14 protein-coding genes and 1 pseudogene are annotated in these 15,267 nt (G+C 68.9%); 4 read left to right on the forward strand and 11 right to left on the reverse strand.

The features are described from left to right. Positions 1-50: 50 nt before the first annotated feature. Genes AX744_RS11390 through AX744_RS11410 form a run of 5 tightly spaced genes read right to left on the reverse strand, consistent with a single transcriptional unit; the run spans position 51 to position 6,230 of the window. On the reverse strand, positions 51-1,781 hold the full coding sequence (locus AX744_RS11390; protein ID WP_061016955.1) for an acetyl/propionyl/methylcrotonyl-CoA carboxylase subunit alpha: 1,731 nt from the start codon (positions 1,779-1,781) through the stop codon (positions 51-53). Continuing rightward, positions 1,778-3,382: an urea amidolyase family protein gene (locus AX744_RS11395; RefSeq protein ID WP_061016957.1), complete on the reverse strand. Its 1,605-nt coding sequence runs from the start codon at positions 3,380-3,382 to the stop codon at positions 1,778-1,780. The genes AX744_RS11390 and AX744_RS11395 overlap by 4 nt, the downstream gene beginning before the upstream one ends. Beyond that, positions 3,382-4,182 (reverse strand): putative hydro-lyase, encoded by an 801-nt coding sequence (locus AX744_RS11400; protein WP_046746830.1) that lies wholly within the window; start codon positions 4,180-4,182, stop codon positions 3,382-3,384. The genes AX744_RS11395 and AX744_RS11400 overlap by 1 nt, the downstream gene beginning before the upstream one ends. A 1-nt stretch (position 4,183) precedes the next feature. Beyond that, positions 4,184-4,948 (reverse strand): LamB/YcsF family protein, encoded by a 765-nt coding sequence (locus AX744_RS11405; RefSeq protein WP_061016959.1) that lies wholly within the window; start codon positions 4,946-4,948, stop codon positions 4,184-4,186. Positions 4,949-4,952: 4 nt separating this feature from the next. Beyond that, positions 4,953-6,230: an NRAMP family divalent metal transporter gene (locus tag AX744_RS11410; protein WP_046746828.1), complete on the reverse strand. Its 1,278-nt coding sequence runs from the start codon at positions 6,228-6,230 to the stop codon at positions 4,953-4,955. Between the two features lie 173 nt (positions 6,231-6,403). On the opposite strand from AX744_RS11410, the gene AX744_RS11415 reads away from it, so the two are divergent. Both AX744_RS11415 and AX744_RS11420 read left to right on the forward strand, forming a co-directional pair. Then, the gene (locus AX744_RS11415) at positions 6,404-7,042 is read left to right on the forward strand and encodes a GntR family transcriptional regulator (RefSeq protein WP_061016961.1); all 639 of its coding nucleotides are present in this window, start codon (positions 6,404-6,406) and stop codon (positions 7,040-7,042) included. 235 nt (positions 7,043-7,277) lie between these two features. Next, a complete protein-coding gene (locus AX744_RS11420; RefSeq protein ID WP_061016964.1) occupies positions 7,278-8,096 on the forward strand; it encodes a matrixin family metalloprotease in 819 nt (272 codons plus the stop codon). Positions 8,097-8,165: 69 nt separating this feature from the next. On the opposite strand, the gene AX744_RS11425 is transcribed toward AX744_RS11420, so the two are convergent. Further along, complete coding sequence (locus tag AX744_RS11425) at positions 8,166-8,852, reverse strand: TetR/AcrR family transcriptional regulator (RefSeq protein ID WP_082738499.1); 687 nt, start codon at positions 8,850-8,852, stop codon at positions 8,166-8,168. A 124-nt stretch (positions 8,853-8,976) separates the two neighbouring features. On the opposite strand from AX744_RS11425, the gene AX744_RS11430 reads away from it, so the two are divergent. Continuing rightward, positions 8,977-9,849, forward strand: a complete 873-nt coding sequence (locus AX744_RS11430; protein ID WP_061016965.1) for a DUF1266 domain-containing protein — start codon at positions 8,977-8,979, stop codon at positions 9,847-9,849. Beyond that, the gene (locus AX744_RS11435; RefSeq protein ID WP_061016967.1) at positions 9,837-10,880 is read left to right on the forward strand and encodes a hypothetical protein; all 1,044 of its coding nucleotides are present in this window, start codon (positions 9,837-9,839) and stop codon (positions 10,878-10,880) included. Before AX744_RS11430 ends, AX744_RS11435 begins: the two co-directional genes overlap by 13 nt. A gap of 88 nt (positions 10,881-10,968) precedes the next feature. Here the strand turns inward: AX744_RS11435 and AX744_RS11440 are convergent, their stop codons facing one another. From AX744_RS11440 to AX744_RS20710, 5 genes and pseudogenes are all read right to left on the reverse strand, one after another. After that, entirely contained in the window at positions 10,969-11,964 is a 996-nt protein-coding gene (locus AX744_RS11440) for a LacI family DNA-binding transcriptional regulator (protein ID WP_058631612.1), read from the reverse strand. Between the two features lie 99 nt (positions 11,965-12,063). Further along, positions 12,064-12,600, reverse strand: a complete 537-nt coding sequence (locus tag AX744_RS11445; RefSeq protein WP_061016971.1) for a DUF6578 domain-containing protein — start codon at positions 12,598-12,600, stop codon at positions 12,064-12,066. 27 nt (positions 12,601-12,627) lie between these two features. Beyond that, positions 12,628-14,058 (reverse strand): GH1 family beta-glucosidase, encoded by a 1,431-nt coding sequence (locus tag AX744_RS11450; RefSeq protein ID WP_197429220.1) that lies wholly within the window; start codon positions 14,056-14,058, stop codon positions 12,628-12,630. Positions 14,059-14,063: 5 nt separating this feature from the next. After that, complete coding sequence (locus AX744_RS11455; protein ID WP_046746820.1) at positions 14,064-14,954, reverse strand: carbohydrate ABC transporter permease; 891 nt, start codon at positions 14,952-14,954, stop codon at positions 14,064-14,066. Next, positions 14,951-15,267: pseudogene (locus tag AX744_RS20710) on the reverse strand (sugar ABC transporter permease); the annotation flags it as partial. The gene AX744_RS11455 and the pseudogene AX744_RS20710, both read right to left, overlap by 4 nt.

A 15,267-nucleotide genomic window follows, 5' to 3' on the forward strand; every position in this document is an offset into this window, starting at 1 on the left:
CGGATGCCTCTCCTGAGGCATCCGGGATCTCTGCGTTCGCCGTGGAGCGCTCAGCCGATGGCCCCGAGAACCTGATCCGCCGACACCATCTCCGCGACCTCGGCACGATGGGACAGGGTCCCGGTCCGGTGCGCGTTCACCGTGGTCTCCATCTTCATGGCGTCGAGCACCGCGACGGGTTCGCCCTCCGTGACCTCGGCGCCGTCGTCGACGAGCCACCGCACGAGAGTGCCGGGAACCGGCGAGCGCAGCTCACTCGGATCGGTCGTGGGTGCTGCGGCCGCAGGGTCGACGGGACGACCGAGGCCCGACAACAATCCGGCGGGGATCCCGAGCATCACACGTCGACCGTCGATCTCGACCGGGAAGCGCTGCAGCACGTCTTCCGGCACCGCTGCAGGTCGCGACTGAGTCTCGAGCTTCGGCAGCAGCGCCTTCTCGATCCACTGGGTGTGCACCGCGAAGGTCGCCGTGGCGAACGCCTGCTCGTCGAGCGCCATCACGTCGAACGGGATGACGGTGGCCGGTCCATCGACCGTGAGCTCCCGCAGCGCCCGGCGGGCCCGCACGATGGCGGCATCGCGGGAGTCGGCGTGCACGATCAGCTTGGCGATCATCGAGTCGAAGGCCGGCTGCACGACGTCGCCCTCTTCGATGCCGCTGTCCCAGCGCACGCCAGGGCCGCCGGGGATCCGCAGCCTCTCGACACGACCGGGGCTCGGCAGGAATCCGCGCCCGGGGTCTTCGGCATTGATGCGGAACTCGAAGGCATGCCCGACGGGTGTGGGCGTCTCGACGAACGACGGTCCCTCCCCGAAGGCGATGCGGAACTGCTCGCACACGAGGTCGGTTCCGGTGACTTCTTCGGTGACCGGATGCTCCACCTGCAGCCGGGTGTTCACCTCGAGGAACGAGATGGTGCCGTCGGCGGCGAGCAGGAACTCCACGGTGCCCGCCCCGCGGTACTGCACCTCACCGCAGATCGAGCGCGCTGCATCGTGGAACCGCGCACGCTGCTCGACGGAGAGCCCGGGAGCAGGCGCCTCCTCGATCAGCTTCTGATTGCGGCGCTGCATCGAGCAGTCGCGGTCGCCGACCACCACGACACCGCCGAGTCCGTCGCCGAGCACCTGCACCTCGATGTGGCGCGGGCTCTCGAGGAAGCGCTCCACGAAGCACTCTCCTCGGCCGAAAGCCGCGACCGCCTCGCGAGTGGCCGCGTCGAAGGCCCCCGCGACCTCGGAAAGCTCACGCACCACCTTGAGCCCGCGTCCGCCGCCGCCGAACGCGGCCTTGATCGCGATCGGGAGGCCATGTTCCTCGGCGAACGCCACCGCCTCCGCGGGCCCTGCCAGAGGCTCGTCGGTGCCGGCGGCGAGCGGTGCGCCGACCTGCTGGGCGATGCGGCGGGCCGTCATCTTGTCGCCGAGCGCGTCGATGCTCTCGGGGGTCGGTCCGATCCAGACCAGCCCCGCATCCTCCACGGCACGGGCGAAGCCCGCGCTCTCCGACAGGAATCCGTATCCGGGGTGCACGGCAGTCGCCCCTGACCGCCGCGCGGCCGCGAGCAGCGCGTCGACGGACAGGTACGTCTCGGCCGCCGTGGAGCCGCCCAGCCCCACGGCCTCGTCGGCCAGGCGCACGTGCAGGGCATCGGCATCCTGATCCGCATAGACCGCGACCGAGGTGTATCCGGCTTCAGCGCAGGCACGGATCACACGAACCGCGATCTCTCCGCGATTCGCGATCAGCACCTTCTGCGTGGGTGACGCCGTGGTCATGAGGGCTCCTTGACGGTGAGACGAAGACGCACTCCCGGAGCCAGCTGACCCGCGAGGTCGAGGCTGCGATCCGTGAGCGCACCGATGATGGGGTATCCCCCGGTGAGCGGATGGTCGGGGAGGAACAGGACCGGCTGTCCGTCGGGCGGCACCTGGATCGCACCGGTGACGGCACCCTCGCTCGCGAGTTCGCCCACGCGCGCACGTTCCAGAGGCACCTCACCGTGCAGGCGGATGCCGACGCGATCGGACCGTGGCGTGACCGTCCACTCCTGGTCGGTGAGGGTGGCGAGTGCCGACGCCGTGAACCAGTCGTCGCGCGGACCGAGCGTGATCTCGAGCTCGATGAGTTCGCCGGGGGCCGGCAGATCGCGCGGAAGGGCATCGGGCTCGACGGGATGCACGCCGGCGTCGCCGACCCGGATGACGGCACCGGCTCCGAGCCTTTCCGGGCCGAGACCGGCGAGCGTGTCCGCCGCGCGACTTCCCAGCGCCGGCGCCGCGTCCAGGCCCCCACGGACGGCGACGACGTAGCGCAGTCCGCGTTCGGGGTGCCCGAGAGTGAGGTGATCGCCGTCGACCGTGGCGAAGGGTTCACCGTGTGCGACAGAGCGCTCGCGCCCCTCGGCGTCCTGCAGGGTGAGCGCACCGAGAGCACCGGTGACCGCCGCGACACCGGCACCCCGGAACCGCAGGACCGTTCCCCCGACGCTCTCAAGCACCGCGGCATCGGTCGCGTTGCCCACAGCCCGGTTGGCATCGCGCATCGCCCGACGGTCGGCCGCCCCCGATGCCGAGACCCCGAGCGCCGCATAGCCGGGGCGACCCCCATCCTGCACCAGCAGCTGCAGCGACGGGCGGACCACCTCGACCGCGGCATCAGTGCCGAAACCCAGACCGTCCGCAGCCGACGCCGCGTGTTGCGCCGCGACGCGCCCAGGCCGCGCCGGGTCATCTCCGTTTCGGCCTGGATGACCATCTGCCAGCCGAGCGGTTTCCCGCACGGGCTTGAAGCGCACGGTCGCGCCGGGCGCCAGCAGCGCAGGCGGCGTGCGGTCGATGTCCCACATCACGGCATCCGTGCGACCGATCAGCTGCCATCCGCCCGGGCTCTCGCGGGGGTACACTCCGGTGAACTGTCCGGCGAGCGCGACCGAGCCGGCGGGCACGCGCGTACGCGGCGACGAGCGGCGCGGCACATCGAACAGCGGATCGCTGCTCACCACGTACCCGAAGCCGGGGGCGAACCCGGAGAACGCGACCCGCCAATCGGCAGCGAGATGCCTGTTGACGAGCGCTTCCGCCGACACGCCCAGCAGCGACGCCGCCTCGTCGAGGTCTTCACCGTCGTACCGCACGGGGATGACGGCATCGCCGGTCGCCGGGAGGTGCGCCGCATCGACCTCCGTCGCCTCCAGCACGGTGCTCAGATCATCCGCGGAGATGCGGACGGGGTCGAAACGCACCAGGACGGTCCTGGCGCCGGGGATGCGCTCGAGGACTCCGGGCAGTCCGTCCCAGGCGAGGTTCAGGCGCATCGCCTCGTCGAGGTCGGCCGCCTCGACGAGCAGGGCGTGATCGGATGCGGTGAGGATGCGCATCAGACGAGATACTCCGCATCGGGAACATCGGTGATGAACATGTAGCCCGGAGCGTGCGTGATGGCGAACGGCGGCTTCGAGGCCATGATCGCCGCCTGCGGAGTGACACCGCACGCCCAGAACACCGGGACCTCGCCGTCGCGCACCTCGGGGGCGTCACCGAAGTCCGGATGCGCCAGGTCGTCGATGCCGAGCGAGGCCGGGTCGCCGATGTGGACGGGAGCACCGTGCACAGCGGGAGTCCGCCCGGAGATCTGCACCGCGTCCGCCACCCGGGACGCGGGGATGGGGCGCATCGACACGACCATCTCGCCGCGCAGTCGTCCCGCGGGAGCGCACGCCGCATCGGTGCGGTACATCGGCACGTTGCGTCCGAGCTCCTGATGCCGGATCGGGATGCCGGCCTGCACGAGCCCGGATTCGAAGGTGAAGCTGCATCCGATGAGGAAGGCGACCAGATCAGGGTGCTCGGCCCAGGCCGCTCTCGCGTCGCCGACCTCCTCCGCCAGCTCGCCGTCGCGCCAGACGCGATACCGGCCGATGTCGGTGCGGATGTCGCTGCCGGGCGCGAGCCGAGACTCCACCTGACCCTGCTCGATGACCTCCAGCACGGGGCACGGCTTCGGGTTGCGCTGGGCGAACAGCAGCGTCTCGAAAGCCCAGTCGGCCGGCACCGCGATCAGGTTCGCCTGCGTCAGCCCGACCGCGACGCCACTGGTCGGCTCGGCATGCCCGGCACGGATGGCGGCCCGCGCTCTGCGAGCATCGGCGAGCTGAGCGGCGGAGGCGAGGACGGACACGTCAGGCTCCCGCGAACGGGGCGATCGTGATGCCCGCATCCTGCAGCATCCGTCTGGTCTCCGCCGCCATCGCCACAGACCCCGGGCTGTCGCCGTGCACGCAGATCGACTGCGCGACCACGGGTACATCGGTGCCGTCGATCGCGCGGATCACGCCGTCGGCGGCGAGGCGCACCATGCGCTCGGCGACTTCGGCGGGGTCGTGCAGCACGGCCCCCTCCTCGGCGCGGGAGACGAGCTGGCCGTCCGGCTGATAGGCGCGATCGGCGAAGGCCTCGGCCGCGACCTCGAGTCCTGCCCGCTGGGCGACGTCGAGCACGACACCACCGGAGAGCCCCAGCAGCACGAGCTTCGGGTCGATCGCCCTGATGGCCGCGACGACATCCTTCGACTGCCGTTCGTCACGCGCGATCGTGTTGTACAGCGCGCCGTGAGGCTTGACGTACGACACCCTGCCGCCGACCGCCGAGGCCAGACCCATGAGCGCACCGAGCTGGTACTCGACGTGCGCCTGCAGTGCGGCCGAGTCGATGTCGACCTTCGTCCGTCCGAAGTTCTCGTAGTCACGGTAGCCGGGGTGCGCACCGATCACGACGCCGCCCTGCACCGCGGCCGCGAGCGTCTCTCGGATGCCCTCCGGGCTCCCGGCGTGGAAGCCGCACGACACGTTCGCGCTCGTGACCAGCCGCAGCATGCTCTCGTCGTCGCTGACGATCCGGTCGGCGACGTTCTCGCCGAGGTCCGAGTTCAGGTCGATCGACGTCATGCGATCACGCTCCGATTCCGAGGAAGGCGAAGATGGGACCGATCGACACGATCCCCATGTACCAGGTGAGCAGCGTCACGAGCGTACCGGCGACGAGCAGCCACATCGGGTACTTCTTCGAGCCGAGCAGATCGCGCCGGAACCAGCCGATGTACATAAACACCGTGAGTCCGATCGGCAGGATCAGGCCGTTGAAGCCGCCGACGAAGACGAGGATCGCAGCCGGGGCCGTGCCGATCGACAGGTACACCGCCAGAGACACGACGATGAACGCGACGGTCGCGAGCTGCAGCGGCCATCCGCCCTTGAGCTTCTTCGTGAACGTGGAGAGGAAGGTCGCAGAGGTGTACGCGGCGCCGATGACCGAGCTGATCGCCGCGGCCCAGAAGATCGCACCGAAGATGCGCAGGCCTGCGTCGCCGAGCACCGCGCCGAACGCCTGACCGGCCGGGTTCGCACCCTGACCAGAGAGGTCGAGGGTGACGCCGGAGGCCACGACGCCGAGGATCGCGAGGAACAGCACGTAGCGCATGATGCCCGTCACGAGGATGCCGTTGGTCGCCGCGCGCATCACGGGGCCGGCGTGCTCCGGACCCGTGTGACCCGAGTCGAGGTAGCGGTGGGCGCCGGAGTAGGTGATGTATCCGCCGACGGTTCCGCCGACGATCGTGGTGATGGTGGCGAAGTTGAGCTCATCGGGCACGAAGGTCTGACGCAGCGCCTCGCCGATCGGCGGCTGCGCGATCACGGCCACGACCACGGTCATGACGATCATGCCGATGCCGAGCACCACGAGCACGACGTCCATCACGGGGCCGGCCTTCTTCACGAGGAAGATGATGATCGCGAGGACTGCGGTGATGATCCCGCCGAGCTTCGCGTCGATGCCGAGCAGCGCGTTCAGGCCGAGACCTCCACCGGCGATGTTCCCGATGTTGAAGGCCAGCCCGCCGATCACGACGAGCACCGCGATCAGATGCCCGGAGAACGGGATGGCGCTGTTGGCGAGTTCACCCGCGCGCTTTCCGGAAGAGGTGATCATGCGCCAGATGTTCAGCTGCACCGCGATGTCGACGAGGATCGAGACGAGGATCGCGAATGCGAACGCCGCGCCCATCGTCGCCGTGAACGTGGCGGTCTGCGTGATGAAGCCGGGACCGATGGCACTGGTGGCCATGAGGAAGATCGCGCCGATGACGGCGCTGCGCCCGGCGCGCTTCTTCGCGGAGGAGAGGCGGGCTTCGTCTTCCGGCGAGAGGGAGGCAGTGGTCTGCTCAGACATGGAGGGGGATTCCCATCGTCGTTGGTGGGTGTCGGGTGACCCCCAGTGTAGAACGGATAGAACCCGATTGTTCAACAATCATGTTACGGCCGCGCTACAGAACGGTTGCCGTCGTGTGATTTCCGGTACCCGATCGGCGACGACCCCCGTGCACCGACGCCTACGATGAAGGCATGAACCAGCAGGGTCCGCTCGCCGACGTGCTTCGTCAGCGCATCATCGACGGCGACTTCGCGCCGGGGTCCCGCCTTTCGGAGTCTGCCCTCGCCGAGCAGTTCGACGTCTCGCGCAACACCCTTCGCGAAGCGTTCCGCGTCCTCGCGGAGCAGGGCCTCGTCGAGCACATCCCGCACCGTGGCGTCTCGGTGGCCTCCCCCACCATCGCCGACGTGATCGACATCTACCGCGCCCGCCGCGTGATCGAATGCACGGCCCTGCGCCAGTCGGAGCCGGAGCACCCCGCCGTACAGCTCATGCACGACGCCCTCGCCGAGGCCGAGGAGCAGCTGCCGCACGAGGACTGGCGGCGCATCGGCAGCGCCAACATGGCCTTCCACGATGCGATCGTCGCCCTCGCCGACAGCGCGCGCCTGGCCCGCACCTACCGCGACGTCGCCGCCGAACTGCGGCTCGTCTTCCTCGAGATCGACGAGCCGCGGTCCCTGCATGAGCCATTCGTCCGTCGGAACCGTGCGGTGCTCACAGCCCTCCTCGAGAGGGGTCCCGAGGCGGCCGCGGAAGAGCTGGAGCGATACCTCACGGCATCCGAACGGAGCGTGCTCGGCGCCTTCGCCCGCATGGGTCATGCCTGACCCCTGACCTCTCGCGGCTCCTGGCAGCACCTTCGACCAGAACAGTGTTCGGTATTTCTGACCTGAGTGCATAAATCTGTGAACGTGCCGGGAAATGCCTTGCCATCCCGTGAAAGCGGTGCTTACCGTGAGCGGACTTCGGACGGATCGGGACGCAGAGCTGCTCCCCTGTCCACCCGGAGGCCGCGTACCGAGGGGGTGCGCGGAATCGTTCAGATCGAAAAGGACTACTACTTTGCGACTCACGAGAAAACTGGCGTTCGCCGCTACCGCGGCTGCTGCGCTCTGCCTCGGCACGGTCATCCCCGCTGCCGCCAACTCCACGCCCGACGCCGACGACATCCCCACCTTCCAGGAGTTCGAGGCGTCGACCTATCGAGACGTCGACGGCGCCTACGTCGTCAACGGAGACGAGGTGATCTCCAACCAGGGCGAGCTGCGATCGTTCTACGAGCAGCTCCTCGGCGCCGACCCCGTGACCAACGGCCTGATCGTGAACACGGTCAACAACATCGACGACAAGTGGTCGAGCACCCAGGTGGGCAACCTCACGTACTGCGTCAGCACCGCTTTCGGTGCTCGTCACGCCGACGTGGTCAACGCGATGGAGAGCGGCGCCGCGCTGTGGGAGGCCGCGTCGTCGAAGGTGAACTTCATCTACGACAGCAGCGCCGACGCCAACTGCACGACGCGTAACAACGCCGTCCTGTTCTCGGTCGAGCCGGTGCAGACGACGCAGTACATCGCCAGGGCGTTCTTCCCGAGCACGGCACCGCGTCTGCAGAACGTGCTCATCGACGACTCGATCTGGACGCCCGGGTCATCCTGGACCCCGACGAACGTCCTCGGACATGAGCTCGGCCACGTTCTCGGCTTCCGCCACGAGCACACCCGCCCGGAGGCCGGCACCTGCTTCGAGGACAACAACTGGCGTCCGCTGACGCCGTACGACTCCTCGTCGATCATGCACTACCCGCAGTGCAACGGCTCCTCTGACGACCTGTCCATGACGAGCGTCGACACCGCCGGCGTCGTCTCCCTCTACGGCAACTGACACGCTCCGCACCGCCGGAGCCAGCGGGGCCCGGTCGTTCTCGACCGGGCCCCGCTGGCTGCCGCGGCATCAGCGGCGCGGGTTCGGCACAGCTTCATCCGGACGCAGAGCCGCTGTCGCCCGCGGCCGCGGTTCGCCGTCGCGGAGCGGAGCCGGGGGCGCGATGGGAGCGGTGGGCTCCGGCAGTCCGTATCGACGGAACATCCACCGTCGCGCCTCTTCGAGCGGATAGGTCTCGCCGAAGACGGCGGACTTCACGAAGACGCCCTCGATGGTGCTGCGCAGCATGACCTCTTCCAGCGCCGGGTCCTCAGCCCCGCGCGCGCGGAACAGGTCGCGGACCGCGTCCTCCGCCGCGGTGGCGCCCACCTCGTGCCGCGCCTCCGACTCCGCGAAGAGCCGATGCGTGGCCGGCTGCTGCTGCATCGCGAGCACGGCCCGCTGCAGGGGTATGGCATACGCCGTCGCGGTGAGGGCGCCGTCGATCACCGCGGCGAGCATCTCATCCGGCGTGCCTTCGACACGGGCGAACCCGAGCACGGTCTCGAACCACCGGTCGATCACGGCGGCGACGAGCTGCTCCTTGCCGCCGAAGTGATAGTTCACGAGGCCCTGCGCGACGCCGGCCCGCTTCGTGATCTCGGCGATGCTCGCCCCCGCGACGCCTCGCTCGCTGAACGCCTCGATCGCCGCCTGCAGGATGTTCTCCCTGGCGCGCTCCCTGGCCACCCGGTTCTGCTCGTCGGAGCGTGCCATCGGCATCCACCTCCTGAGTCCCGCCGGCCTGTCTTTCCGAATCGCCCCCCGCCGTATAGATTACTCACTGAATGTTTGTTCAATCTATGAACAGGCGCGGATTCACCCCCTCCCAGGAGCCTCAATGCACTCTTTCGCGAGCGTCGACTTCAACAGCATCACCTCGATCTTCGAGTGGCTCGTCGGTCAGTGGTGGGCCTGGGCGATCGTCGGCGTCATCGCGCTGTTCTTCCTCGTGACCTGGATCCTCCCCGACGCGAAGGTCAAGGCGTCGCCGGAGTATTCCACCACTGGCGCGGAGGCCGACGAGATCGCGCTCGGCTTCCTGCAGATCGTCAACCTCCCCTCCGGGCACTGGAACGATCCGACGGCCTCGCTCCTCGGCGACCGCGAGAAGAAGGTGCTCGTCGACCAGTGGGGTGTGCACACGCGCGAGGAGTGGCTGGCCAACATCGAGCGCCTCAGCACCGTGCGTCGACGCCGCGAGGTGTGGGTGCTCTACCTCGCCGTGCGCACCGAACTCGCTCAGCGTCTGGGCCGCGCCCCGAAGGCGAAGGAATGGCTCGCCGCGATCGTGCAGGAGGGCGGGGACAAGCGCGACGCCCGCACCTTCGTCACCTCGATCGAGTACGCGGAGGCACAGGTGCGCAAGCGCGTCGGCAAGGACATCGTCACGCCCGACCTGTTCGTGAAGACCCTCGACGGCTACGGGATCGGGCAGGCCGTGGCGATGGCCACGTGGGGCGTCGCGCTCGGGCACGCCGATGTCGACGAAGCGCGGGCGATCATCCACCGCATCAACGTCGACGGCCGCCCGGCCTTCGAGTCGTGGGCCGACTTCGGGCTGAGCTACATCGTGGGTCGCGTCATGCACTGGTCGGACGGCAACGTCGACGAGAAGTCGTTCGAGAAGTTCGGAGACGGCTGGTCCGACTTCAAGGCCGCTGCGACGGAGAAGCGCAACGGGCCGTGGGCGACACTGTCATGGAGCCTGTAGCCGTCGACCTGGAACCGCTGCGACGAAGCGCCGGCCTCCGCGACATCCTGACCTACGAGCGCATCTGCGGGATCCCGCCGCACCGCCGATTCCTCGTGATCCTGGTGGCTGTGCTGCTGTTCGCCGTCGCGATGCTGACAGGGCTGTGGTTCCTCGGGCGCGGCGACATCCTCACGGTCGCGCCGATCCTCGGGATCTTCGTCATCGGGTACACGGCGCTCGCCGCCGTCGGCTTCCTCTGGTGGGCGGTGGGCCTGAGTCGTCGGGTGAAGATCGCCGCATTCGCGTGGCAGAACGGCTGGGCGTACGCCGACCTCCTCGAGCGCACCCGCCGCCCCGGCGCGGCTTTCACCAGAGTCGTGCACGGTCGCGAACGAGCGGTCATCGCCTGCGATGACGCGCGGATGCCGTTCGAGCTGGGCATGCACCATTCGGTCTCGCGTGGGCAGGAGCGCGCGACGATCCAGCGCCCGTTCGCCTTCATCGAGCTGCCGCTGCCCGCATCCGTCCCGCACATCGTGCTGGCGAACCGGAAGCACAGCATCGTCCCCACGCTCGGACTCGGACGCGGAGCAGCCCGCATGGAGTTGGAGGGGGATTTCGCGAAGACGTTCCGTCTCATCGTTCCCGAGGGGTATCAGCAGGACGCCCTGTACATCTTCACCCCCGACCTGATGGCCCGGGTGCTCGACCTCGGTTCCGGTGCCGAGATCGAGCTCGTCTCCGATCGCCTGTACGTCTACCTGCCGTCGCGCACACGGTTCGATCGGGCCGAGACCATGGCGGCCGCCGTCACCCTGGCCGAGGAGTTCCACCGGCGCTTCACCGCACGCACCGAGCTGTATCGCGACGACGCCGGGGGCCTCGCCGCCAGGGCCGGCGTCTCGATCGGCCTCCGCGGTCAGCGGCTGGGACGTCGCGGGATCTCCGTCTTCGCCGTGGCCGGCACCGCCGCGGTGCTGCTGCTCTCGGCCGGCATCACCGCCTTCTCCCTGTTCGGCGGTGATCTGCTCAGTTCGCTCGTCGACTGAGCCCTCAGACGCACGGCTGTGGGCCTGGCCCGGAGGGGGCGCCAGGGCCGCAGCCGTGTCCTTCCCCTCGTTGACGGCCGCGCGGCGCTCAGGCGGAGCCGCGGACGACCAGCTCGGTCGGAAGGATCGTCGTGGTCGGCGGATTCTCGCCCGCGAGACGTGACAGCAGCACCCGCGCCATGGCCTCACCCTGCGCGTACATCGGCTGGCGCATCGTGGTGAGCGGCGGGTCCGTCGTGACGGCGACCGAAGAGTCGTCGAAGCCGACCAGCGCGATGTCCTCCGGCACCCGCAGTCCGGCCGAGCGCAGGGCTGTCAGCGCACCGCGGGCCATCAGGTCGCTCGCGACGAAGATCGCATCAGGTCGGCCCCCGTCGAGCAAGCGCCTCGCGGCCTCTGCCCCGCTGCTCTCGCTGTAGTCGCCCTCTTCCTCCGCGTACGGGGTGAGCCCCGCACCGGTGAGAGCGGCCCGGAAGCCCTGTACGCGATCCTCGGAGGCGACCATCGTGAGCGGACCCGAGATCGTGGCGATGCGCGTGCGACCGATGTCGATCAATCGCTGGGTGGCATTCCTCGCCCCCGCGACGTTGTCGACGTCGACGACGTAGTCGCCTTCGTTTCGACGCACAGGGCGTCCGCCGAACACGACGGGCACCGCATCCGCTATCCGATCGACGAACGCATCGCTCGTGTGGTGCGACACGATGAGCGCGCCGTCGACTCCGCCGTTGCGCACGAAGCTGGTCATCTTGTCGCCGGGGTCATCGCTCGCGATCAGCAGGTTGAGCAGGTAGTCCGAGCCGCCCAGCGCCCCGGTGATGCCCGCGACGATCGCAGCGAAGAACGGGTCCCCGAAGAAGCGCGTGGTGTCCTCCGGAACGATCAGCGCGATGGCGTGCGTCTGACGCGACGCGAGTGAGCGTGCCGCACGGTTGGGCACGTAGTTGAGCTCGTCGATGGCTGCGCGCACGGCGGCGAGGGCCTCGGGACTCACGGCCGTCGACCCGTTCACGACCCGCGACACGGTGGAGCGGGAGACACCGGCAGCCGACGCCACCTCTTCGATGGTCGCTCGGGGCGACATCAACGCACATCCTCTTCCATCGCCCTATTCTCACCGGTCACGCGGCCATCTCGCTTCGAATCGCGCAAATGGTCGCATCTCGACCGCGGATCGAACCATTCACGCGATTCGAGGGGCGGGCTGGAGCTCGTCGACGTCGACGAGCCAACCGATCCGTTGACGTCGCCGCTCCTCGACCGGCGAATCCTCGGCGTCAGCGGGTCGGGTCGACGGCCCGTGATACTCGACGGCCGCGACCGGTAGTCCGCCGACGGGAGACAGGCGGGTCGTGCCGGGCACCCGTTCGATGCTGGACCCTTGCCGCGAGAATCTCGCCCCCGCGGACACGCCATTCGGAAGCTGCAGCCTACCGGCGGTCCGGGCCCGGGCGAATGGGTCCACGAAGTGCTCGAACCTGCGCTCGACCACCTCCCGACTGACCTCATGCACCGCGACGACTCTGCCGCGAACCCGATCCGCGTGCTCCTCTTCGTGATGCGACTCCAGCGCATCGACGGTGCCAGCCAGTTCCGCCCCCAGCTCGTCGACCAGACCCTCCGGATCACGCGACCGGATCCCGAAGTCGACCTCGCCGCCGATCTCGAACGGGTCTCCGCAGCACGCCCACTCCCACGGCGTGAGCCACACACGCGTCATGCCGTCAGACTATCCCCGGCGCCCGGCTCAGAGCGCGCGAGCGGCGATGATGCGGGTGTACTCGTGGGCGGAGTCCTTGAGGGTGCGCTCCTGCGTGTCATAGTCGACGCGCACGATGCCGAAGCGCTTGTCGTAGCCCCAGGCCCACTCGAAGTTGTCGAACAGCGACCAGTAGAAGTAGCCGCGCACGTCGACACCCGCCTCCGCCGCGTCGAGCACGGCACCCAGGTGCAGCCGGAGGAACTCGGCCCGGTCGGCATCGTGCACGCGTGGCTCGCCGTCTTCGACCACCACGACGTCGTCGTAGGCCGCGCCGTTCTCGGTCATGTAGAGCACCGTTCCCGCGGGCTCGGCGTACTCCGTCCAGACCCGCTGCAGCACACGGGTGAGCCCCTCGGGCTGCACCTCCCAGTTCTGCGCCGTGCGGGGCAGACCTCGCTCGACCGCGTGGATGCCCGCACTCGACGGATACGGGCTGCGGCGCACGCGCTCGGTGTCGGGCTCGGCCGAAACGGGTTCCTCGGTCGGTGCCGTGCCCGAGACGAAGTCGCCGTGGTAGTAGTTCACGCCCTGGGTGTCGATGGGCTGCGCGATCGTATCGAGGTCGCCGTCGTGCACAGCCGCTTCGAACGTCGCGACGGCTTCAACGTCCACCGCACGGATGTCCTCGACGATGTCGGCCGGATAGGTGCCGCGGTAGATCGGGTCGAGGAACCAGCGGTTGAACTGTCCGTCCACGCGGCGGGCGGCGTCGACGTCGGCCGGGTTCTGCGGGTCGGCAGGATCGGCGACGGTGTGGTTGAGCGTGATGCCGAGATTGAGCGAGGCATCGCGCCCCCGCAGCTCCTGCACCGTCTTGCCGTGCGCGAGCAGCAGGTGGTGCGCGGCGAGCAGCCCCTCCGCGATGCTGGTGTGCCCCGGCGCGTGCTCACCCGCCGTGTAGGAGAGGAACGATGAGCACCACGGCTCGTTCAGCGTGGTCCAGACGTTCACCCGGTCGCCGAGCGCATCGTGCATGGTCCCCGCGTACTCCAGGAAGCGGTCGACGGTGTCGCGGTTCGTCCATCCCCCGACCTCCTGCAGCGCCTGCGGCATGTCCCAGTGGTACAGCGTCAGCCAGGGCAGGATGTCGGCGGCGAGCAGTTCGTCGACCAGGCGCTCGTAGAAGTCGACGCCTGTGGCGTTCACCGCTCCGCCGTCAGGACGCACCCGGGACCACGAGGTGGAGAACCGGTAGGTCTGCAGGCCGAGCCGCTTCATGAGCGCGACATCCTGCGGGTACCGATGGTAGTGATCGCACGCGACGTCGCCGTTCTCCGCTCCGATCACGGCGCCCGGCTCACGCGAGAACGCATCCCAGATCGATGCGGTGCGCCCGTCCTCGAACGCCGCCCCTTCGATCTGGTACGCGGCCGTGGCTGCACCGAAGAGGAAGTTCTCGGGGAAGGAGCGGGTCATAGGGGTCATCCTTTCACCGCGCCAGCCATGATGCCACTGACCAGCTGCCGACCCGCGACCACGAAGAGCACGAGCAGCGGAAGGGTCGCGAGCACCGCTCCGGCGAGCACGATCGAGTAGTCGATGTAATACCCCGACTGCAGCTGGCTGAGCGCCGTCTGCAGGGTCGGGTTCTGGGGGGAGAGCACGATCAGCGGCCACAGGTAGTCGGTCCACGCCGTCATGAAGGTGAAGAGGCCGAGGATCGCCATGGCGGGCCGGGCCGCGGGGAGCCCGACGGTCAGGAACGTGCGGAACTGGTTCGCGCCGTCCATGCGCGCAGCCTCGATCAGCTCGTCGGGGATCACGTCCACCAGGTACTGGCGCATGAAGAAGACACCGAATGCCGTGACGAGAGTCGGCACGATGACGGCGCCGATCGAGCCGGTCCAGCCCAGCTCGCGCATCAGCATGAACAGCGGGATGATGCCCAGCTGCGTCGGGATGGCCATCGTCGCGATCACGAACACCATGAGTCCGTCGCGCCCCTTGAAGCGCAGTTTGGCGAACGCGTATCCGGCGAGCGTCGAGAACGTGACCACCGAGACGGTGATGATGCCCGAGATGAGGAACGAATTGCCCAGCGCCAGCCAGAACGGGATCGCGTCGAACACCTTGGCGGCGTTGGTGAAGAAGTTGCCGCCGGGGATGAGGGGCAGCGTCTCCCCGCGCGTCGCGTTGGTGCCGCTCGCGACCACGACCGACCACCACAGCGGATACACGCTGCCGATGATGAAGGCAGCGAGGAGGCCATAGGTGAGGAAGCCGGGGCGGCTGCCGATGCCGGCCGTGCCTCCGGTGGCGGCACGGCGCCGGCGGATCTTCTCGGGGACGCTCAGCGCCTGCGTGGCGGTCATCGCGCGTTCTCCTCGGTCGTGATGGCGATCGTCGTGCCGGCTGAGGCTGCGGCTGCGGTCGCAGCCGCGCCGCCGGCGGTGCGCGCGCTGCGGCGGGCGGCGCGGCCCTTCGGTGCATCCCCGGTGGAGATGCGTCGGGAGATGAGGAAGTTGATCACGCCGATGAGCACGATCAGCAGGAACAGCAGGATCGCGACCGCCGACGCTTCACCCAGGTTGCGCCGGAAGAACGCCAGCTCCCACAGGAACAGCACCGTCGTCTGGAACTGGCGGTCGCTGCCGCCGATGCCCCCGGCCGTCGACACGTCGAACA

This window comes from Microbacterium sp. CCH5-D1 (assembly GCF_001557335.1).
GTDB lineage: Bacteria > Actinomycetota > Actinomycetes > Actinomycetales > Microbacteriaceae > Microbacterium > Microbacterium oxydans.